Genomic DNA, 17885 nt, shown 5'->3' with positions numbered 1-17885 from the left:
ATGGCATTAGCGTCAGGGCTATGAACACGAGCCAGCGACCAGCCGTGCACCACCTCGCCCGGGCCGAGGGGCGTCTCGCCTACACCGACGAGGGCACCGGCCCCCTCGTCGTCGCGTCGCCCGGCATGGGCGACCTGCGCGCCACCTACGACGACGTCGCCCCGCACCTCGTGGCTGCGGGCTACCGCGTGGTCGTCGTGGACCTGCGCGGCCACGGCGACAGCGACACGACGTTCTCGACCCACGGCGACGAGGCGACCGCGTCCGACTACGTCGCGCTCGTCGAGCACCTGGACGCCGGGCCTGCGGTGCTGCTCGGGAGCTCGATGGCGGCATCCGCGGCGGTGATCGCCGCGGCCGAGCGCCCCGACCTCGTGCGCGGGCTCGTCCTGCTCGACGGGTTCCTGCGCGAGCCGTCCTCGCCCGCGAAGCTCCGTGCGATGCGCGTCCTCTACCGCCTCGCGCTCGCCCGCCCGTGGGGGGCCGCGTTCTGGGCGTCGTTCTACGGGTCGCTGAACAAGGGCCGCACGCCCGCGCGCCTCGCGGCGCACCAGGCCGCGATCCGCGCCAACCTCGCCGAGCCCGGACGCCTGCGCTCCTTCCGCGACCTGGCCCTCCAGCTCGACCACCGTGTCGTCGAGCCGCGCGTCGCGCAGGTCTGGGCGCCCGCGCTCGCGATCTTCGGCGCGCTCGACCCCGACTACGCCGACCCGGCGGCCGAGGCCGCATGGGCGCAGGAGTCGCTCGGCGCGACCACCCTCGTCCTCCCCGAGGTGGGCCACTACCCCCAGCTCCAGGCGCCCGAGGAGGTCGTCGCCGCGACGCTCGCGTTCCTCGCGGACCTGCCGGACGACGCCGCACGCCCGGGCGCGCGCCGCGGAGGGTCGCAGGGGCCGGAGGGCACCCGTGGCTAGGGCGGGGCTCTCCCACGCGGCGGTCGTGCGGATCGCCGTCGACCTCGTCGACGCGGGCGGCCCGACCGGGTTCGCCGACCTCACGCTCGCGAAGGTCGCCGCCCAGGCGGGCGTCGCGACGCCGAGCCTCTACAAGCACGTCGGGTCGCTCGCGGCCCTGCGGCGCGAGGTCGCCGTGGTGTCCGTCGAGGACTACACGCGCGCCCTCACCGACGCCACCGTCGGCCTCGCCGGGCCCGACGCCGTCGCGGCCCTCGCGCACGCGACCCGCCGCTACGCGCGCGCCCACCCGGGCCGGTACGCCGCGGTCCAGGTCGCGCCCGACCCGGACGACCCCGCCGACGCCACGCTCTCCGCGGCGGCCGGCCGCAGCGTCCAGGTCGTCGCCGCCGTGCTGCGCGGGTTCGACCTCCCCGAGGAGCGCACGATCGACGCGATCCGGTCCGTGCGCGCGAGCCTGCACGGGTTCGTCGCGCTCGAGCTCGGCGGCGGCTACCGGCTGCCCGACGACCTCGACCGCAGCTTCGACCTCCACGTCCGCTCGGTGCTCGCCGGCCTCGAGTCGCTCTCCGGCGGCTCCTGACGCCCCGCGCCGCAGACCGGCCCCAACGAAGACCCCCACCCGTCCAGCGCAACCACCCCGGAGGCTCCCGTGAGCTCGACCACCGCCACCGCGCCCGGCACGACCACGCCGTCGGCCTCGACCCGCACCCGACGCCTGACCGCCGCCGCGCTCGTCGCGGCGGGCGCCGGGTTCGTCCTGTTCCCCGTGCTGCGGCCGTGGCCGGACGAGGCGCGCCCGACGGCTGGGCTCGCGGCCGCGTTCGCGTCCGACCGCTGGGTCGTCGCGCACCTGTGCGGCATCCTCGCGATCGGCCTGCTCGCCCCGGCGCTCCTGGGCCTGCGGTCCACGCTCGCCGCCCGCGCCCCGCGCCGCACGACCGCCCTGCTCGCGTCCGCGACCGGGCTGGCGTGGGCGGGAGGATTCCTCGCCGCGCTCTTCTTCGGCGCGGAGATGTTCGGCATCCAGGCGGTCGCCCGCGCCGCGACCGCCACGAGCGACCCCGCCGCGTCCGGGTTCCTCGCCGTCGTGACGGACCTGCGCACGGGACCGCTCGCGGTCACGCTCTTCGGTGCGGGGCTGCTCCTCCTGGCGGCGGGCGGCGCGCTGACCGCCGTCGCGCTCCGGCGCGTCGCGCCCTGGTGGCTCACCCTCCCGTTCGCCCTCGGCCTCGTCCTGCTGCTGCCGCAGTTCTGGGGCGGGCCGGGGCTGCGGGTCGCGCACGGCGTCCTGCTCGGCGCCGGGTGCGCTCTCCTCGCCATCGTGGCGCTCCGCCAACCACGCCCCTGACCGCTCCCGAGAACGACCCCGATCGCTGCCGAGCACGACATGGGTGCCGTTATCCCACGGATAACGACACCCATGTCGTGTTCGGCCGGCGCCGGGGAGCGTCAGCGGGCGGCGACGAAGCCCAGGAGGTCGTGCCGGGTGAGGACGCCTACCGGGTCGCCGTCCTCCACCACGAGGAGCGCGTCGGCGTCGTGCAGCGCGGCGCGCACCGCCTCGACGCCCTCGCCCGCGCCGATGAGCGGGAAGCGGGGCTCCATGTGCTGGTCGACGCGGTCGGCGAGCGAGGCGCGGCCCGAGAACACGGCGTCGAGCAGCTCCCGCTCGCTCACCGACCCCGCGACCTCGCCGCTCTTCACCGGCGGCTCGGCGCCCACGACGGGCATCTGGGAGACGCCGTACTCGCGCAGGATCTCGATGGCGTCGCGCACGGTCTCGCTCGGGTGCGTGTGCACGAGGTCGGGCAGCCGGCCGTCCTTGGCGCGCAGCACGTCGCCCGCGGTCACGCCCTCCTCGTCGGGCAGGAACCCGTACGAGCGCATCCAGGCGTCGTTGAAGATCTTCGACAGGTAGCCGCGGCCGCTGTCCGGCAGCAGGACGACGATCACGGCTCGCGCCGCGGCCTCCGGGTCCTCCTCCTCGAGCCGGCGCGCGAGCCGCAGCGTCGCCTCGACCGCCATGCCGCACGACCCGCCGACGAGCAGGCCCTCCTCGCGCGCGAGGCGCCGCGTCATCGCGAACGAGTCGGCGTCCGACACGGCGATGACCTCGTCGGGGACCGACGGGTCGTACGCGGCCGGCCAGAAGTCCTCGCCCACGCCCTCGACGAGGTACGGCCGCCCGTCGCCCCCGGAGTACACCGAGCCCGCCGGGTCGGCGCCCACGACGCGCACGCGACCGCCGTCGGCCTCCACGCGGTCCGCCGAGACGTCCTTGAGGTAGCGCCCGGTGCCCGTGATGGTGCCCCCCGTGCCGACGCCCGCGACGAAGTGGGTCACGCGGCCGTCGGTGTCCGCCCAGACCTCGGGGCCGGTGGACTCGTAGTGCGACGCCGGGCCGTTCGGGTTCGCGTACTGGTTCGGCTTCCACGCCCCAGGGATCTCGCGGACCAGCCGGTCGGAGACCGAGTAGTAGGAGTCCGGGTGGTCGGGCGCGACGGCGGTCGGCGTCACGACGACGCGCGCTCCGTACGCGCGCAGCACGTCGCGCTTGTCCTGGCTCACCTTGTCGGGGCACACGAACACGCAGTCGTACCCCTTGCGCTGCGCGACGAGCGCGAGGCCGACGCCCGTGTTGCCGGACGTGGGCTCGACGATCGTGCCGCCCGGGGCCAGCTCGCCCGACGCCTCCGCCGCCTCGACCATCTTCAGCGCGATGCGGTCCTTCACCGAGCCGCCGGGGTTCACGTACTCGACCTTGGCGAGGATCGTCGCGCTGAGGCCTTCGGTGACACGGGACAGCCGGACGAGCGGGGTACCGCCGACGAGCTCGGACACGTGCTCTGCGTATCTCATGCCCCGATCATCCCCGATCCGCGCGGTACGCGTACGTCGTGCGGCCCTCCGGCAGCACGACGGCGGGAATTTCCGTACGGTGTACAGCGTTGAGCCCTCCGACCGCCCCGACCGAGAGGTGACCTGTGCCCGAGACGACCACCGCCGCCCCGCAGCCGACCGCCCCCGCGACGACGCTCCCCGACCTGCCCGACGTCGTCGCCCAGGCCGAGCGCCTCGTCGCGCTCGGCGTCCATGAGATCGCCGGCCTGACGCCCGACGCGTTCCGCACCGCCGCGGCCGGTCTCGCTGCCACCGCACCCGCCGGGGCGCTGCTCGTCGTCGACCGGAGGCTCGCGCCGCCGTCGGCCCTCGCACCCCTGCTGCGGCTCCCGGCGCGCGACGGCGAGAAGGAGGGCTTCGTCGTCGTCGACATGACGGATGTCGACCGGTTCGCGCCGATCGACGGCGTCGAGGTCCCCGACGGCCCGCTCTACCTCGTAGCCGGTCCGGACCGCGGCGACGACCTGGCGAACTGGTCGCCGGACGAGGCGCTGCCCGAGCTCACGGCCCGCGGGCGCACGCCCATGCTGCTGCACGAGGGCATCCACTGGGCGCTCCAGGCCCCGAGCGTCCTCACGCGCAACCTCTGCTACATGACCATCGGGTCGCGCCTGCGCAAGCCCGACGGCCGCCTCGACGCCCGCACCCCGGCGCTGTGGATCTCGAACGGCACGGGCCGCGACGGTCGCGAGCGGCGCGGCGCCCCGAAGGTCGGCTGGTGCTGGGCGGGCAACCGCCACACCTGGCTCGGCTTCGCCTCGACGACGGGCCGCCTCCCCGCCTGACGCAGCCTGCGCGTGTGAGCAGGGAATGGGCCCGGTTCTCGGTCGAGAACCGGGCCCATTCCCTGCCCACGACGACGGGCGCTCAGCCGAAGAAGCCCAGGAGGGCGACGAGGACCACGACGACGCCGAGCACGACGACGAGGAGCGGCCGGTCGGACGCCTCGCGCGCGGTGAGGCGACCCAGCCCGGCCCCGATCGCGGCCGTGACACCGACGACGGCGGCCGCGCCCGCGACCAGCGCTCCCCCGCCGCTCGCGCCGGCGTCGGCGAGCTGCCGCGCGAGGCCGCCGGCGAGCAGCGACCCCCACAGCGCGCCCGCGACGAGGCCGAGCGCGGCGAACACCAGCGCGGCCCGGCGCTCGGACGCGTCGCGCGTGATCCGGGTGCCGAGCCAGGCCACCGCGGCGCCCGCGGTCGGGACGCTGAGCAGGATGAGGAGCGCCGCGAACGCGAGCCACGCGGGCGGGGCGCCGGAGACGACCATGTAGAGGACCTGGACGCCGAGCATCGCCGCCGCGGCGACGACGAGGCCGGCGAGAAAGACCGGCACCCGCGGCGGGAGGTCCGCCGCGGGTGCCGGTTCACGGGTGCTGCGCGCCACCGTCAGTCGCTGCTCTGCAGGATCGCGAAGAGGCGCAGGAACTCGAGGTAGAGCCAGATCAGCGTGACGAGCAGGCCGAACGCCGCCGACCACGCGAACTTGGCGGGCACGCCGCCCTCGACACCGCGCTTGATCGAGTCGAAGTCGACGATGAGCGACGCGGCGGCCAGGCCGACCCCGAGGAGGCTGGCGATGATGCCCCAGCCGCTGTACAGGCCCCAGCCGCCCAGGACGCCCGTCATGATGAGGACGACGTTCACCAGCGAGAAGACCAGGTAGCCGACCATCGCGATGAGCAGCCAGCGCATGAACTTCGGCGTGACGCGCACGCGGCCGGACTTGAACAGGAACAGGGCGGCGGCGAACGTCGCGACCGTGGCCACGACGGCCGACGGCACGACGCCGTTCCACGCCGTCTCGTAGAAGCGGCTGATGCCGCCGAGGAACAGGCCCTGCGCGACCGTGTACAGCACGATGAGCGCGGGGCTCGGGTTCCGCTTGAACGAGTTCACCAGGCCGAGCACGAGGCCGACGACCGCACCGACGATCCACAGCGCCGGCATCTGCGGCGTGACCATCCACGAGCCCGCACCGACCACGACGAGGAGGGCGAGCAGACCGCCCGTCTTCATGATGACGTCGTCGTAGGTCAGGCGCTTGGTGTCCGCGGTCGTCGCCGACGGCGCGTTGTACATCGCGTCGAGCGACGCGGCGTCGGCGGTCTGGGCGCCGTACGCGCCCCACTGCGCACCCTGCTGCGGCGGCGTGCCGTAGGCGGGGCCCTGGCCCTGCGGGGGCGGGCTCCCGTAGGCGGGTCCGGCCTGCGTGGCCGCCCCACCGCGCTGGTTCTTCGGATCCCCGAAGACCGCGCTGTTGTTGAAGACGGGGTTGCTCATGAGCTCCTCCTGGTCGCGGCGTCCACTACCTCTCAGCGGGCCTCGTCATCGGCGTCTCGCCTCGAGTCGGGTGTCGCTGGCCTGTGTTCATCCTAGGGAACGTGCGAGCCGTGGCCACTGTTCCCGCCGGTTTCTCACCGGTTTTCGCCCCTGCGAGCGCGAAGTCCCGACCAGCGGACCATCCCGCGCGGCGTGACGTACGCCGCGCGGCGTACGTCGCCCGGCCCACGCCCCGGGCAAGATACGTCGCACGGGGGCTGTCCGACGTCGTCCACGTCCCTAGGCTCGTGACGTACCTCGCGGTGAGGCCCCCGGTCGGACCCGGTGCGACCCCCGCCCGCGAGCACCAGAACCATCCCGGACGAACGACCCTCGGAGGGGCGAAGTCATGATCGAAGCACGCGGCCTGACCAAGCGGTACGGGCCCAAGACCGCGGTGGACGGCATCTCGTTCACCGTGCGTCCCGGGACCGTCACCGGCTTCCTCGGCCCCAACGGCGCCGGCAAGTCCACGACCATGCGCATGATCATGGGTCTGGACCGCCCGACCGCGGGGCACGTCACCGTCAACGGGCGCCCGTACGCGCAGCACCGCTCCCCCCTCACCGAGGTGGGCGCGCTGCTCGACGCCAAGGCCGTCCACACCGGGCGCACCGCCTACAACCACCTCCTCGCGATGGCCGCGACGCACGGCATCCCCACCAAGCGCGTGGACGAGGTCATCGACATGACCGGCCTGCAGTCGGTCGCGAAGAAGCGCGTCGGCGGCTTCTCGCTCGGCATGGGCCAGCGCCTGGGCATCGCGTCCGCGCTGCTCGGCGACCCCAAGACGCTCATCCTCGACGAGCCGGTCAACGGCCTCGACCCCGAGGGCGTCCTGTGGGTGCGCAACCTCGCCCGGTACCTCGCGTCGGAGGGCCGCACGGTCTTCCTGTCGAGCCACCTCATGAGCGAGGTCGCCCTCACGGCGGACCACATCATCGTCATCGGCAAGGGCCGCATCATCGCGGACGCCCCGGTGAGCGACATCGTCAACGGCACCCAGCAGCGCACGGTCCGCGTCCGCACGCCGCACGCCACGCAGCTCGCCGAGATCCTCACGAGCGACGGCGCGACCGTCACGAGCGACGAGCCGAGCCTGCTCGTGGTCACCGGCGCGGACGCGCCCGGGATCGGCGAGCTCGCCGCCGCGAAGGGCTTCGTCCTGCACGAGCTCACGCCCGTCACGTCGACGCTCGAGGACGCCTACATGGCCCTCACGGCCGACTCCGTCGAGTACCAGACCGAGTCCGCGCAGATCCACATCGGCCACGGCGCGGCGGGTGCGCCCGCGGATGCACCGGCCCCCACCGACTCCCTCGAAGGAGCGCAGCGATGAGCGCCACGACCCTCGCCCCGGGCGCCACCAGCCCGACGGCGTCCCGCACGTCCCCGTACCGCCTCACCTTCGGCCACGTGCTGCGCTCGGAGTGGATCAAGTTCCGCTCGCTGCGCTCCACGTGGTGGACGCTCGGCATCACCGTCGCGGTCATGGTGGGTTTCTCCCTCATGTTCGCGGCCGTCATGACCTCGATGGACTCCGCGGGCGTCTCGCCCGAGGAGGCGGGGATGGGCTCGACCGACGGCGTCGGCGTCATGGTGATCACGGTCGGCTACTCGTTCGCCCAGCTCGCCGTCGCGGTGCTCGGCGCGCTCACCGTCACCGGCGAGTACTCCACGGGCATGATCCGCTCCACGCTCTCCGCCGTCCCGCGCCGCACGCCCGCGCTCGCGGCGAAGATGATCGTCGTGGGCATCGTCACGGCCGTCTCGACCGTCGTGGCCGTGGGGCTGTCCTACCTCGTCACCTACCCGATCCTGTCGGGCAAGGACATGACGGTCGACTTCTCGTCCGCCGACGACCAGCGCGCCCTGATCGGCGTCGTGCTGTACCTCACCGCCGTCGCGCTGTTCTCCGTCGCGGTCGGCGTCCTGCTCCGCAGCTCCGCGGGCGCGATCTTCACGCTCGTCGCCGTGTTCTTCGTCCTCTCGATGGTGCTCAACATCGTCATGGGCGTCACGGGGGCCGACTGGGTCCAGACCCTCATGAACTCGCTGCCCGCGTCCGCGGGCGAGCAGGTCGTGCTCGGCGGCGGGATGTCGTCCCCCGACGCGATCGGCCCGTGGCCCGGCTTCGCGGTCCTCGCCGGCTGGACCGCGGCGCTCACCGTCGCCGCGGCGGTCGTGCTCAAGCGCCGGGACGCGTGACCTCCCGGCCTACCACCCCGCCGACGCCGGACGAGCAGCCCGCTCGTCCGGCGTCGGCCGTGGCGCGCCCGGACGCCGTCTCGGCGAGCGCGCCGGGGACGGCGCCCCTGCCGATGCGGCCCGCGCCAGAGCCCTTCACCGAGCTCGACGCGCGGCGCCTCGGCCCGGTGCGCCGCTACTTCGCCCGCCGCCCGGTCGTCATGGACTGGGTCATCGTCGCGGTGTTCGTCGTGCCGGGCGTGCTCTACGCGCTCTTCGCGGAGCAGCCCCGCGGCTCGACCCCGCTGTCGCTCGTCTTCTTCCTCCTCGGCGGGGCGCTCCTGTACTGGCGCCGCCGCCGACCCGTCACCGTCGCGCTCGGCCTCACCGTCCTCGGCGTCCTCGCCATCGCGGTCACCGGCGACACCGCCGGCTTCGAGGTCGCGGCCATGTTCGCGGTCTACGCCGTCGCCGCCTCGCGGCCGTCGCGCATCGCGTGGCCGGTCCTCGCCATCGTCGTCCTCGCCCTGTCCGGCGCGACGCTCCTCTGGTACGACATCGTCACGACCGCCGACGGGGAGATCCTGCGCCAGAGCGTCGAGCCCGGCCGCGCGACCGTTGACCGCGTCGTCGGCATCCTCGTCACGACCATCCTCTGCCTGGTCGCCCTCGCGATCGGCACCAACGTGCGCGCCCGTCGGCAGCACGTGTCCGACCTCGTCGAGCGCGCCAACTCCATCGCGCGCGACCGCGACCAGCAGGCCCAGCTCGCCGCGGCCGCCGAGCGCACGCGCATCGCGCGCGAGATGCACGACGTCGTCGCGCACTCCCTCACGGTGATGGTCGCCCTCGCGGACGGCGCCAAGGCGTCGGGCCCCAAGAACCCCGAGCTCGCGGGGCACGCCCTCGACGAGCTCACCGCGACCGGGCGCGCCGCGCTCGCCGACATGCGGCGCGTGCTCGGCGTCCTGCGCGAGCCCGGCGGCGAGCAGACCGTGCCCCTCGCCCCGGCGCACGAGACGCCCGAGCTCGAGGAGATCGTCGAGCGCTTCCGGACCGCCGGTCTGCCCGTCCGGCTCGTGCGCTCCGGCCCGCAGCCGACGCCCGGGCCGGCGCTGCGCCAGACCGCGCACCGCATCGTCCAGGAGTCCCTGACGAACGTGCTGCGCTACGCGCCGCTGTCCCCCATGGTCCTCGTCGAGGTCTCCCGCCGCGCCGAGCCCGGCGCGGACTGGCTCGAGCTGCGGGTCGTCAACCAGGCGGGGCGCCGGCCCGGCGAGGGCGCGAGCGTCGACGAGCGCGGCCTCCCGCCGTCCGTCGCGGAGCAGCACCCGCCCGGCGTCCCGGTCGGGACGGGCCGCGGCGTCATCGGGATGCGGGAGAGGGCGGCCGTGTACGGCGGTACGGTGTCGGCGGGGCCGAGCGGGACCGGCTGGGAGGTGCGGGCGAGCCTGCGCCTCGACCTCGACCCCGGCCGGGAGACCGGCGCACGCGACGACGGACGGGAACGCACATGACGGACAGCGGCGCACCGACCCGGGTGCTGCTCGTCGACGACCAGGCGCTGCTGCGCATGGGCTTCCGCATGATCCTCGCCGCCGAGGACGACATCGAGGTCGTCGGCGAGGCCGGCGACGGCGAGACCGGGATCGCGCAGGCCGCCGCCCTGCGCCCCGACGTCGTGCTCATGGACGTCCGCATGCCCGGCACCAACGGCATCGAGGCGACCGAGCGCATCGTCGCGGCCCAGCCGGAGTCGCGGGTCATCATCCTCACGACGTTCGACCTCGACGAGTACGCGTTCGCCGCCCTGCGCGCCGGCGCGAGCGGGTTCCTGCTCAAGGACGCCAAGCCGGGCGAGCTCGTCGGGGCGATCCGCGCCGTCGCGAGCGGCGACGCCGCGGTGTCCCCGCGCATCACGCGCCGCATGCTCGAGATGTTCTCCGGGCAGCTCCCCCAGGACGGGACGGTCGCTCCGGAGCCGAGCCAGACCGGCCTGCACGACCCCCGCCTCGCCGAGCTCACGGCGCGCGAGCTCGAGGTCTTCGAGGCGCTCGGCGAGGGCCTGACGAACGCCGAGATCGCCGAGCGCTTCGTCCTGTCCGAGGCGACCGTCAAGACCCACGTCGGCCGCGTCCTCGGCAAGCTCGGCCTCCGCGACCGCGTCCAGGCCGTCGTCCTCGCCTACGAGACGGGCGTGGCCCGCCCCTCCTGAGGTCGTCCGCCCGCCGAGGTTGAGGCGTGGTCCGCCCAGGTAGAGCCCTGGTTTCGTGCCCGACGGCGGTCTGGTCACCTTGGGTGGCGGGGTGGGTGGTGGTGCCGCGTCTACCATCCGCCGCTCGTTCCTCGCGGCTCCCGCCAGGCCCGACCACGACGCGGCACCACCACCCACCCCGCCCGGCGTCGTCTCGCCCTGGTCTTGGCCCGCCTCGGGCGACCGCCCGCGGTGTCGGTTCGACCGAGGGCCGCCAACCGGCGTCTCCCAGGCGATCTGGCCGTCGGTGCAACGCAGTGCGAGCGGACGTCGTCGAACCAGGCCTCTACCTCGGCGGACCACGGGCCCACCTCGGCGGACCACGGGCCTACCTCGGCGGACCACGGGTCTACGTCGGCGAGCTGGCTCGGGTGAGCCCGGGCCAGGGTGCCGCGACGGCCGAGCGGTGGGGGTGGGCTCGGATGCGAAGGGGCGTCAGAGCGGCGCTCCAAAGACCCACGCCCGACAGGCCACGGTGACGGCGCCGCAGCCCCGAGCACCGAGCCCACCCCCACCGCGGACCCGACCCCGCGGCCTGAAAACCGACCAGGGCTCTACCTCGGTAGACCAGGGCTCTACCTCGGCGGGCTACGCCTCCGCAACGGGCTGGGCGGCGGCCTTCTCGGACTGCTCGGCCTTGTCGGCCTCGGCCTGGGCAGCGGCCTCCTGCTTGGCGGCCTTCTTCGCCGCGCGCTTCTCGCCGCGGCGCTCGGCGAGCGTGTAGAGCACCGGGACGACGACCAGGGTCAGCAGCGTCGAGCTCAGCAGGCCGCCGATGACGACGAGCGCGAGGGGCTGGGAGATGAACGCCCCGCCGCCGGTGATGCCGATCGCCATCGGGGTGAGCGCGAAGATCGTCGCCGCCGCGGTCATGACGATGGGGCGCAGGCGCTTGCGCGCACCTTCCATGACGGCGTCGTCGAGCGACCGGCCGCGCTCGCGGTACTGGTTGATGAGGTCGATGAGCACGATCGCGTTGGACACCACGATGCCGACGAGCATGAGCAGGCCGATGAGGGCCGGCACGCCGAGCGGCGTCGCGGTGGCGAGCAGCAGGAGCAGCGCGCCCGTCGCGGCGAACGGGATCGACACGAGCAGGATGAACGGCTGGAGGAGGCTGCGGAACGTCGCGACCATGACGAGGTAGACGATGAGGATCGCGACGAGCAGCGCGAGCCCCAGGTCGGCGAACGCGTCGGCCTGGTCGGACGCGACGCCGCCGATCTCGACGGTCGCCCCGCCCTCCAGGTCGAGGCCGTCGATCGCGGTCGTGAGCTCGGCGGTGAGCGCGCCGAGGTCCTGGCCGGCGGGCGTGACGGAGATCGTCGCGCTGCGCTCGCCGTCGACCCGGGTGATCGAGGTCGGGACGTCGACCTCCGCGACCTCGGCGACCTGCGTGAGCGGGACGGGTCCTGCCGCGGTGGGCAGCACGACCTGCTCCAGCTCCGCGACCGTCGCCGGGGCCTCGCCCGCGAGGACGCGGACCTGGACCGGACCGTCGCCGAGGTTCACGGTGCCGATCGGCGCGGGAGACATCGTCCCCGCGACCGTCCCGGCGACCTGGGTCTCGGTGAGCCCGACGGCGGCCGCGGCGTCGCGGTCGACGGTCACCTGGACCGTGGACTGCGCGGAGGCGAGGTTGTTGGTCACCTGCGCGGCGCCGTCGGCGTCCTCGGCGAGCTCCTGAACGTCGGCTGCGGCAGCCGTGAGGGTCTCGGTGTCGGGGGCGCGGACGACGAGGTCGACCGTCGAGCTGCCGAACGCGGCGTCCGCACCGGCGACCTCGATGCCCTCGCTCGCGTCTCCGCCCAGCCCGGCGACGGCGTCGCGCACGTCCTCCTGGGCGGCGACGGCGTCGGCGTCCGGGTCGAGCGTGACGGCGAACGTCGCCGTCGGGGAGCCCCCGCCGCCGAAGAACGCGGCCTCGGGGCCGCCCGCCGTGCCGACCGTCGTCTGCACGGTCGCGACGCCGTCGACGCCCATGAGCGCCTGCTCCACGTCGCGCGCGGCGGCGTCCTGCGCCTCGAGCGACGTGCCGGGCGCGAACGACTCGGTGACGGTGAGCGTGTCCTGGCCGGTGTCGCCGAGGAAGTTGGTCTCCAGGCGCGGCACGAGCGCGAGCGTCCCGGCGAGGATCGCGACGGACACGCCGAGCGTGATCGCCGGGTGGCGCAGCGCCGCCCGCAGCGTCGGGACGTATCCGCGCTGCCACAGACCGCGGCGCTCCTTGGCCTCCGCCGCGGCGCGCGCCCGCTCGCCCGCGAGGCGCGCGGCCTCCGGGTCCGCCGGGACGGGCGGGGACGTGATGAACCAGTACGCGAGGACCGGGACGATCGTCAGCGCCACGAAGAGCGACGCGAGCATCGCGATGGCGACGGTGAGCGCGAAGGGCCGGAAGAGCTCGCCGACCATGCCGCCCACGAGCGCGATGGGCAGGAAGACGGCGACGGTCGCCACGGTCGAGGCGGTGATCGCGCCCGCGACCTCCTTGACGGCGCCGATGATGGCGCCCACCTTCTCCTCGCCGTACGACAGGTGCCGCTTGATGTTCTCGATGACGACGATCGAGTCGTCGACCACGCGGCCGATCGCGACCGTCATGGCGCCGAGCGTGAGGATGTTGAGCGTGTAGCCCGTGGCGTTCATGACGATGAACGTCACGAACAGCGACAGCGGGATCGACACGGCCGAGACGAGCGTCGAGCGGAGCGACGCGAGGAACAGCAGGATCACGACGACGGCGAAGAGGAGGCCGAGGAGGCCCTCCGTCGCGAGGCCCTCGATGGACTCCTCGATGAACGGCGCCTGGTCGAACACGACGTCGACCCGCACGTCCTGCGCGTCGAGCACGCCGGAGAGGTCGTCGATCGCCTCCTGGACGGCGTGCGACACCTCGACCGTGTTGCCCGCGGGCGTCTTGGTGATCGCGACCGCGAGCGCGTTCTCGCCGTCGAGGCGCGAGTACGACGTCGCGGGCTCGGGGCCCGCGGTCACGGTCGCGACGTCGCCGAGCGCGACGGGCGCGGTGCCGGGCGCCGCGGTCGGGGACACGAGCGGCAGCGCGGCGAGCTCGTCGACGGTCGTGACAGCGGTGCCGACCTGCACGCTGAGGGTCCGGTCGCCCTCGGCGACGGTCCCGGCGGGGATCACGACCCCGTTGTCCTGGAGGATCGTGGAGACCTGCGCCGGACTGAGCCCGGCGGCGGCGAGCGCGGCCGGGTCGAGGTCGACCGTGACCTGCTGGTCGGCGATGCCGCTCACCGCGACGCTGCGCACGCCCTCGACGTCCTCGAGCGCCGGGACGACGCTCGACGTGACGGTGTCGGCCAGCGCCGCGTCGTCGGAGCCGCCGGACACGGCGAGCTGGATCACGGGCAGGTCGTCCACCGACCCCGTGACGACCTGCGGCTCGACGTCCTCGGGGAGCTGGGACTGCAGGCGCGTGATCGCCGTCTGGAGCTGGGAGGCCGCGGCGTCCATGTCCGTGCCGTAGGCGAACTGCACGGTCGTCACGGACATGCCGGTCGACGACGTCGACGTGACGTCCTCGACGCCCTTGACGGCGCGCGCGGCCGTCTCGACGGGGACGGTCACCTGCTGCTCGACGATCGCCGGGGCGGAGCCCGGGTAGACGCCGACGACGGCGGCGGTCGGGATCTGTAGGCTCGGGATGAGCTCCTGCTTGAGCGACCCCATGCTGATGACGCCGAAGATCGCGATCGCGACCGTGGCGAGCGCGACGAGCGCGCGGTTGGCCAGCGACAGCCGGGCGAGACGGGACACGGAGCCTCCAAGGGTTCCAGGTCGGGTGGGAGACGACGTCGGCGTCGCGATTTCGTTAGCGTAACGCGAAGCATCTCGGGATGGTTCCCGCTCCCACCGATAGAGTCTGCGCCGTGACCCACCCCGCCGACGACGAGCGCGCGGCGCTGGCGCGGCGCCTCGAGGACGCGCAGCGCCGCCTCGCCGAGCTGCTCCTCGCCCAACGGCTCGAGCCCTTGCTGCGCACGACCCTCACGGTCCCCCAGCTGCGCGCGCTCGCGGTCCTCCAGCTCGACGGCGAGACGAGCTCGCACCGGCTCGCGGAGGTGCTCGGCATCTCCCCGGCGACGCTCTCGGGGATCGTGGACCGGCTGGAGGCGGCGGGGATGGCCGCGCGCCGTCCCGACCCGCAGGACGGTCGGGTGCGGCTGGTCGCCGCGACGCCGCGCGGCGCCGCGGCCGTGCGCCGGATCGCGGCGCAGGAGGACGAGCCCCTCACGGACCTGCTCGACCGGCTCGACGTCGCGGACCTGCGCGCGCTCACGGTCGGGATCGAGGCCCTCACCCAGGTCGCGGAGACGTCGGCCGCGGACACCCCGACCGCCCCGGAGGACTGAGGGACCCGAGCCGCAGGCCCGGGACTCCCGTCTCGTCGTCGTCGGTGCTCAGACCTCGCCGAGCGCCTCCTCGGGCGTCCCCTCGACGGCACGCGCGCGGCGGTTCCAGCGCGACCACAGCACGCGCTCGCCGAGCTCGCCCGCCATCCGGTGGCCGAACGCCACGAACACGACGACGCCGAGCACCAGGATCCCCGCGCCCAGCCAGAACGGGGCCGTCGCGGAGACCGGGTGCAGCAGGCCCGCGATGACCGGCGCGGGCGCGGCGAAGCCCCAGCGCACGAGGTTGAAGGCCCCGGTCGTGACGCGCCGGTCCGGGTCGCCGAGCGCGAGCGACAGGTCGGTGAGGTTCGCGTTCGCGATGCCCATGAAGACGCCGGCACCCACGAGCACGACGACGGACCACGCGGTCCCGAGGTCGAGCGCCAGCAGGACCAGCGCGACCAGCACGCCCACGATCGCGACGCCGAGCGTCTGGACCGCGCCCACGCGGTGGGCGAGGCGGTGCCCGACGACGAGGATCCCGACCGCGAGCCCCACGCCCCACGCGGTGAAGACGAGGCCGAGCGGCACGACGTCGAGGCCGAGGAACACCGGCGTGTACCCGAGCACGATGAAGAAGCAGAAGTTGTACGCGGCGGTGACCGCGGCGAGCGCGAGGAATCCGGGCTTGCGGAAGAGGCGGAACACCTGGCCGAGCCGCAGGGGTGCGGGCTTCTCGGCAGGGTCCTTGAGTCGGGTCACCGACACGAGGAGCGCGACGAGCATGAAGACGCCGCAGACGAAGAACGGGACACGCCACGAGATGCCGCCCAGCAGGCCGCCGAGCAGCGGGCCGACGGCGAAGCCGAGCCCGACGCACGTCTCGAAGAGCTCGACGACCCACTCGCGGTCGTTGGCGAGCGAGACGAGCAGGACCATCGCGGTCGCGAAGAACATCGCGTTGCCGAGGCCCCACAGCCCGCGCAGCGCGGCGAGCTGGCCGATGCTCGTGCTCAGGGCCGCGAGCACCGCGGCCACGGCGACGAGGCTCACGCCGGTCGCGAGGATCTTCTTGTAGCCGAACCGACCCGTGGCCATGACGGCAGGGATCATGCCGAGCGCCATCACGGCGATGTAGGCCGTGAAGAGGAGCTCGATCTGCCAGGTCGACGCCCCGATCTCCTCCCCGATGACGGGCAGGATCGGGTCGACGACCGCGATGCCGGCGATCGCGAAGAACGCCGTGAGAGCGGTCGCGTAGATGGCGGTGCGGTTCGGTTCGTTGCGCGTGGAGGCCACTGCGTTCGTACTTCCTGGTCGGTGGGAGAGTGCCGCTCGGCCCGAGGGGACTCGGCGGCAGTTTTTATCTGTATCTGACAGGTAAGTATCTGTAGAATACACCTATGACGGTTGCCGAGGGAAACGATCACGGAGCCGGTGCGTCGTCCGGCGGGGCGTCGGCGCGCGACGACGCGACCGCGCACGACGTGCTCGGCGCGATCGAGCTGGAGGTCGCGCAGCTCCTGCGGCGCGCCGAGCGCACCCGCGCGTCGGGGACGCCGGGCACCTCGCGCCGCGGCGGGACGCTCGACCGCTCCGGCTACCTCCTGCTCCACACGCTCGGGACGCACGGCCCCCTGCACGTGAACGCGCTCGCGGAGCGCCTCGGCCTCGACGCGTCGACCGTCACCCGCCAGGTCGTCGCGCTCGAACGGGCCGGTCACGTCCGCCGCGCGCGCGATCCCCGTGACGGCCGCGCGGTCGTCGTCGAGCCGACGAGCGAGGGCCTCGACGAGCTCGCCGCGCACCGGGTCGCGCGGACGGAGCTGTACGCCGACGTGCTGGGCGACTGGTCCCGCCTGGACCGCGCGCTGCTCGCCGAGCTGCTGGGCCGCCTCAACGGCGACCTCGACGCCTACCGCCGGCGGCGCGACACGCCGTGACCACCGCCGTGAGCCCGCACGGAGGGCGCGACCTCACGGCGCCGCGACCTCACGACACAGGGAGCGCCCAGCGGATCAGCCGCGTGACCGTGGCGCCGGCGGGCCGCGCCCACCGCGCCGGCAGGCCGCGCACCCGCGGCATCCCGGCGCGGGCCCACGCGGGCAGCGACTCGCGCGCGGCGACGGCCAGCCCGGCGTAGGCCGGTCGCACCGGCCACGGGAGCGGGGGCTCGACGAGCAGGAACCGCGCGGCGTCGAGCGCGGACGGCGTGAACGAGAGCGCCGGCCGGTACTCCTCGACCGCCGCGTCCAGCTCCCGACGGGTCAGGGGCGCGTCCACGACCCCCAGCGCGCGCCCGACGACGGCGGCCTGGGCGACGTACTCGTCGCACCCCTGCGCGTCGAGCGGGCGTCGACCGAACGACTGGTGCGCGACGAGGAAGCTCTGGGTCTCCGCGACGTGGACCCACCGCAGCAGGTCGGGGTCGCTCGCCCGGTAGCGGCGGCCGTCGGGCGCCCGGCCCCGGACGCGCTCGTGGACCGCGCGGACCGCCGCGACCGCGCGCTCGGCGTCGTCGGCGGTGCCGAACGTCGTCACGGCGATGAAGGTCGACGTGCGCTGGAGGCGGCCCCAGGGGTCGCCCCGGTAACCCGAGTGCGCGGCGACGCCCGCCATGGCCAGCGGGTGCAGGCTCTGGAGGAGCAGGGCGCGCAGCCCTCCGACGAACATCGACGCGTCGCCGTGCACGCGCTGGACCGGCGAGCCCCGGTCGAACCAGCGCGGACCCGGCGTCTCGTGGATGCGCGCCCTCGTGGCGGTCGCGTCCGGGCCCGCGACCCGGAGGAAGATCGCGCGCTCCGTCGCCCCGCGCACCCGCTCCACCACGTGGGCCATGCGACCGATGCTCGCACCTCGCGCCGCCCCTCGCCCCCTCGCGTCTCGTCTCGCAACGCGTCCCAAGAACTCGTTGCAAAGAACCTCTTGCAAAGGTGTCTTTGCA

16 protein-coding genes are annotated in these 17885 nt (G+C 74.3%); 10 read left to right on the top strand and 6 right to left on the bottom strand.

What is annotated here, in order from left to right; all coding sequences use genetic code 11:
- The first annotated feature begins 20 nt into the window (after window positions 1–20).
- The 3 genes from NHH00_RS13640 to NHH00_RS13630 all read left to right on the top strand — a co-directional run bounded on the left by NHH00_RS13640 (window position 21) and on the right by NHH00_RS13630 (window position 2265).
- Window positions 21–914, top strand: coding sequence for an alpha/beta fold hydrolase (locus tag NHH00_RS13640; protein WP_253053019.1), 894 nt, complete (start codon window positions 21–23; stop codon window positions 912–914).
- Window positions 907–1497 carry a TetR/AcrR family transcriptional regulator gene (locus tag NHH00_RS13635; protein WP_253053017.1) on the top strand — a complete coding sequence of 197 codons (591 nt, stop codon included), beginning with the start codon at window positions 907–909 and terminating at the stop codon, window positions 1495–1497. The genes NHH00_RS13640 and NHH00_RS13635 overlap by 8 nt, the downstream gene beginning before the upstream one ends.
- 69 nt (window positions 1498–1566) lie before the next feature.
- Window positions 1567–2265, top strand: a complete 699-nt coding sequence (locus NHH00_RS13630; protein ID WP_253053015.1) for a hypothetical protein — start codon at window positions 1567–1569, stop codon at window positions 2263–2265.
- Between the two features lie 101 nt (window positions 2266–2366).
- On the opposite strand, the gene NHH00_RS13625 is transcribed toward NHH00_RS13630, so the two are convergent.
- Entirely contained in the window at window positions 2367–3776 is a 1410-nt protein-coding gene (locus NHH00_RS13625; RefSeq protein ID WP_253053013.1) for a cystathionine beta-synthase, read from the bottom strand.
- Between the two features lie 125 nt (window positions 3777–3901).
- Between NHH00_RS13625 and NHH00_RS13620 the strand changes: the two genes are divergently transcribed.
- On the top strand, window positions 3902–4603 hold the full coding sequence (locus NHH00_RS13620) for a DUF5701 family protein (RefSeq protein ID WP_253053011.1): 702 nt from the start codon (window positions 3902–3904) through the stop codon (window positions 4601–4603).
- A gap of 82 nt (window positions 4604–4685) precedes the next feature.
- On the opposite strand, the gene NHH00_RS13615 is transcribed toward NHH00_RS13620, so the two are convergent.
- Both NHH00_RS13615 and NHH00_RS13610 read right to left on the bottom strand, forming a co-directional pair.
- Window positions 4686–5204: a hypothetical protein gene (locus tag NHH00_RS13615; RefSeq protein ID WP_253053009.1), complete on the bottom strand. Its 519-nt coding sequence runs from the start codon at window positions 5202–5204 to the stop codon at window positions 4686–4688.
- 2 nt (window positions 5205–5206) lie between these two features.
- Entirely contained in the window at window positions 5207–6100 is an 894-nt protein-coding gene (locus NHH00_RS13610; protein ID WP_253053007.1) for a Bax inhibitor-1/YccA family protein, read from the bottom strand.
- 388 nt (window positions 6101–6488) lie between these two features.
- On the opposite strand from NHH00_RS13610, the gene NHH00_RS13605 reads away from it, so the two are divergent.
- From NHH00_RS13605 to NHH00_RS13590, 4 genes are read left to right on the top strand one after another with little or no spacing between them, the layout of a single operon-like run.
- A complete protein-coding gene (locus tag NHH00_RS13605; protein ID WP_253053005.1) occupies window positions 6489–7478 on the top strand; it encodes an ABC transporter ATP-binding protein in 990 nt (329 codons plus the stop codon).
- Window positions 7475–8347 carry an ABC transporter permease subunit gene (locus NHH00_RS13600; RefSeq protein ID WP_253053003.1) on the top strand — a complete coding sequence of 291 codons (873 nt, stop codon included), beginning with the start codon at window positions 7475–7477 and terminating at the stop codon, window positions 8345–8347. The genes NHH00_RS13605 and NHH00_RS13600 overlap by 4 nt, the downstream gene beginning before the upstream one ends.
- Window positions 8344–9843, top strand: a complete 1500-nt coding sequence (locus NHH00_RS13595; RefSeq protein WP_253053001.1) for an ATP-binding protein — start codon at window positions 8344–8346, stop codon at window positions 9841–9843. The genes NHH00_RS13600 and NHH00_RS13595 overlap by 4 nt, the downstream gene beginning before the upstream one ends.
- Window positions 9840–10541 carry a response regulator gene (locus NHH00_RS13590; protein WP_253052999.1) on the top strand — a complete coding sequence of 234 codons (702 nt, stop codon included), beginning with the start codon at window positions 9840–9842 and terminating at the stop codon, window positions 10539–10541. The genes NHH00_RS13595 and NHH00_RS13590 overlap by 4 nt, the downstream gene beginning before the upstream one ends.
- Before the next feature lie 627 nt (window positions 10542–11168).
- Here the strand turns inward: NHH00_RS13590 and NHH00_RS13585 are convergent.
- A complete protein-coding gene (locus NHH00_RS13585) occupies window positions 11169–14363 on the bottom strand; it encodes an efflux RND transporter permease subunit (protein ID WP_253052997.1) in 3195 nt (1064 codons plus the stop codon).
- 113 nt (window positions 14364–14476) lie between these two features.
- On the opposite strand from NHH00_RS13585, the gene NHH00_RS13580 reads away from it, so the two are divergent.
- Window positions 14477–14959, top strand: coding sequence for a MarR family winged helix-turn-helix transcriptional regulator (locus NHH00_RS13580; RefSeq protein ID WP_253052995.1), 483 nt, complete (start codon window positions 14477–14479; stop codon window positions 14957–14959).
- A gap of 48 nt (window positions 14960–15007) precedes the next feature.
- On the opposite strand, the gene NHH00_RS13575 is transcribed toward NHH00_RS13580, so the two are convergent.
- Entirely contained in the window at window positions 15008–16240 is a 1233-nt protein-coding gene (locus NHH00_RS13575; protein WP_253052993.1) for an MFS transporter, read from the bottom strand.
- Window positions 16241–16344: 104 nt separating this feature from the next.
- Here NHH00_RS13575 and NHH00_RS13570 point away from each other — a divergent pair, with 104 nt between their 5' ends.
- Window positions 16345–16884 (top strand): MarR family winged helix-turn-helix transcriptional regulator, encoded by a 540-nt coding sequence (locus NHH00_RS13570; RefSeq protein ID WP_253052991.1) that lies wholly within the window; start codon window positions 16345–16347, stop codon window positions 16882–16884.
- A gap of 49 nt (window positions 16885–16933) precedes the next feature.
- Here NHH00_RS13570 and NHH00_RS13565 read toward each other — a convergent pair whose 3' ends face one another.
- Entirely contained in the window at window positions 16934–17779 is an 846-nt protein-coding gene (locus NHH00_RS13565; RefSeq protein ID WP_253052989.1) for an oxygenase MpaB family protein, read from the bottom strand.
- Window positions 17780–17885 lie beyond the last annotated feature (106 nt).

The organism is Cellulosimicrobium cellulans (assembly GCF_024124905.1).
Taxonomy (GTDB): domain Bacteria; phylum Actinomycetota; class Actinomycetes; order Actinomycetales; family Cellulomonadaceae; genus Cellulosimicrobium; species Cellulosimicrobium cellulans_G.
This window is presented reverse-complemented; position numbering and strand designations above follow the sequence as displayed.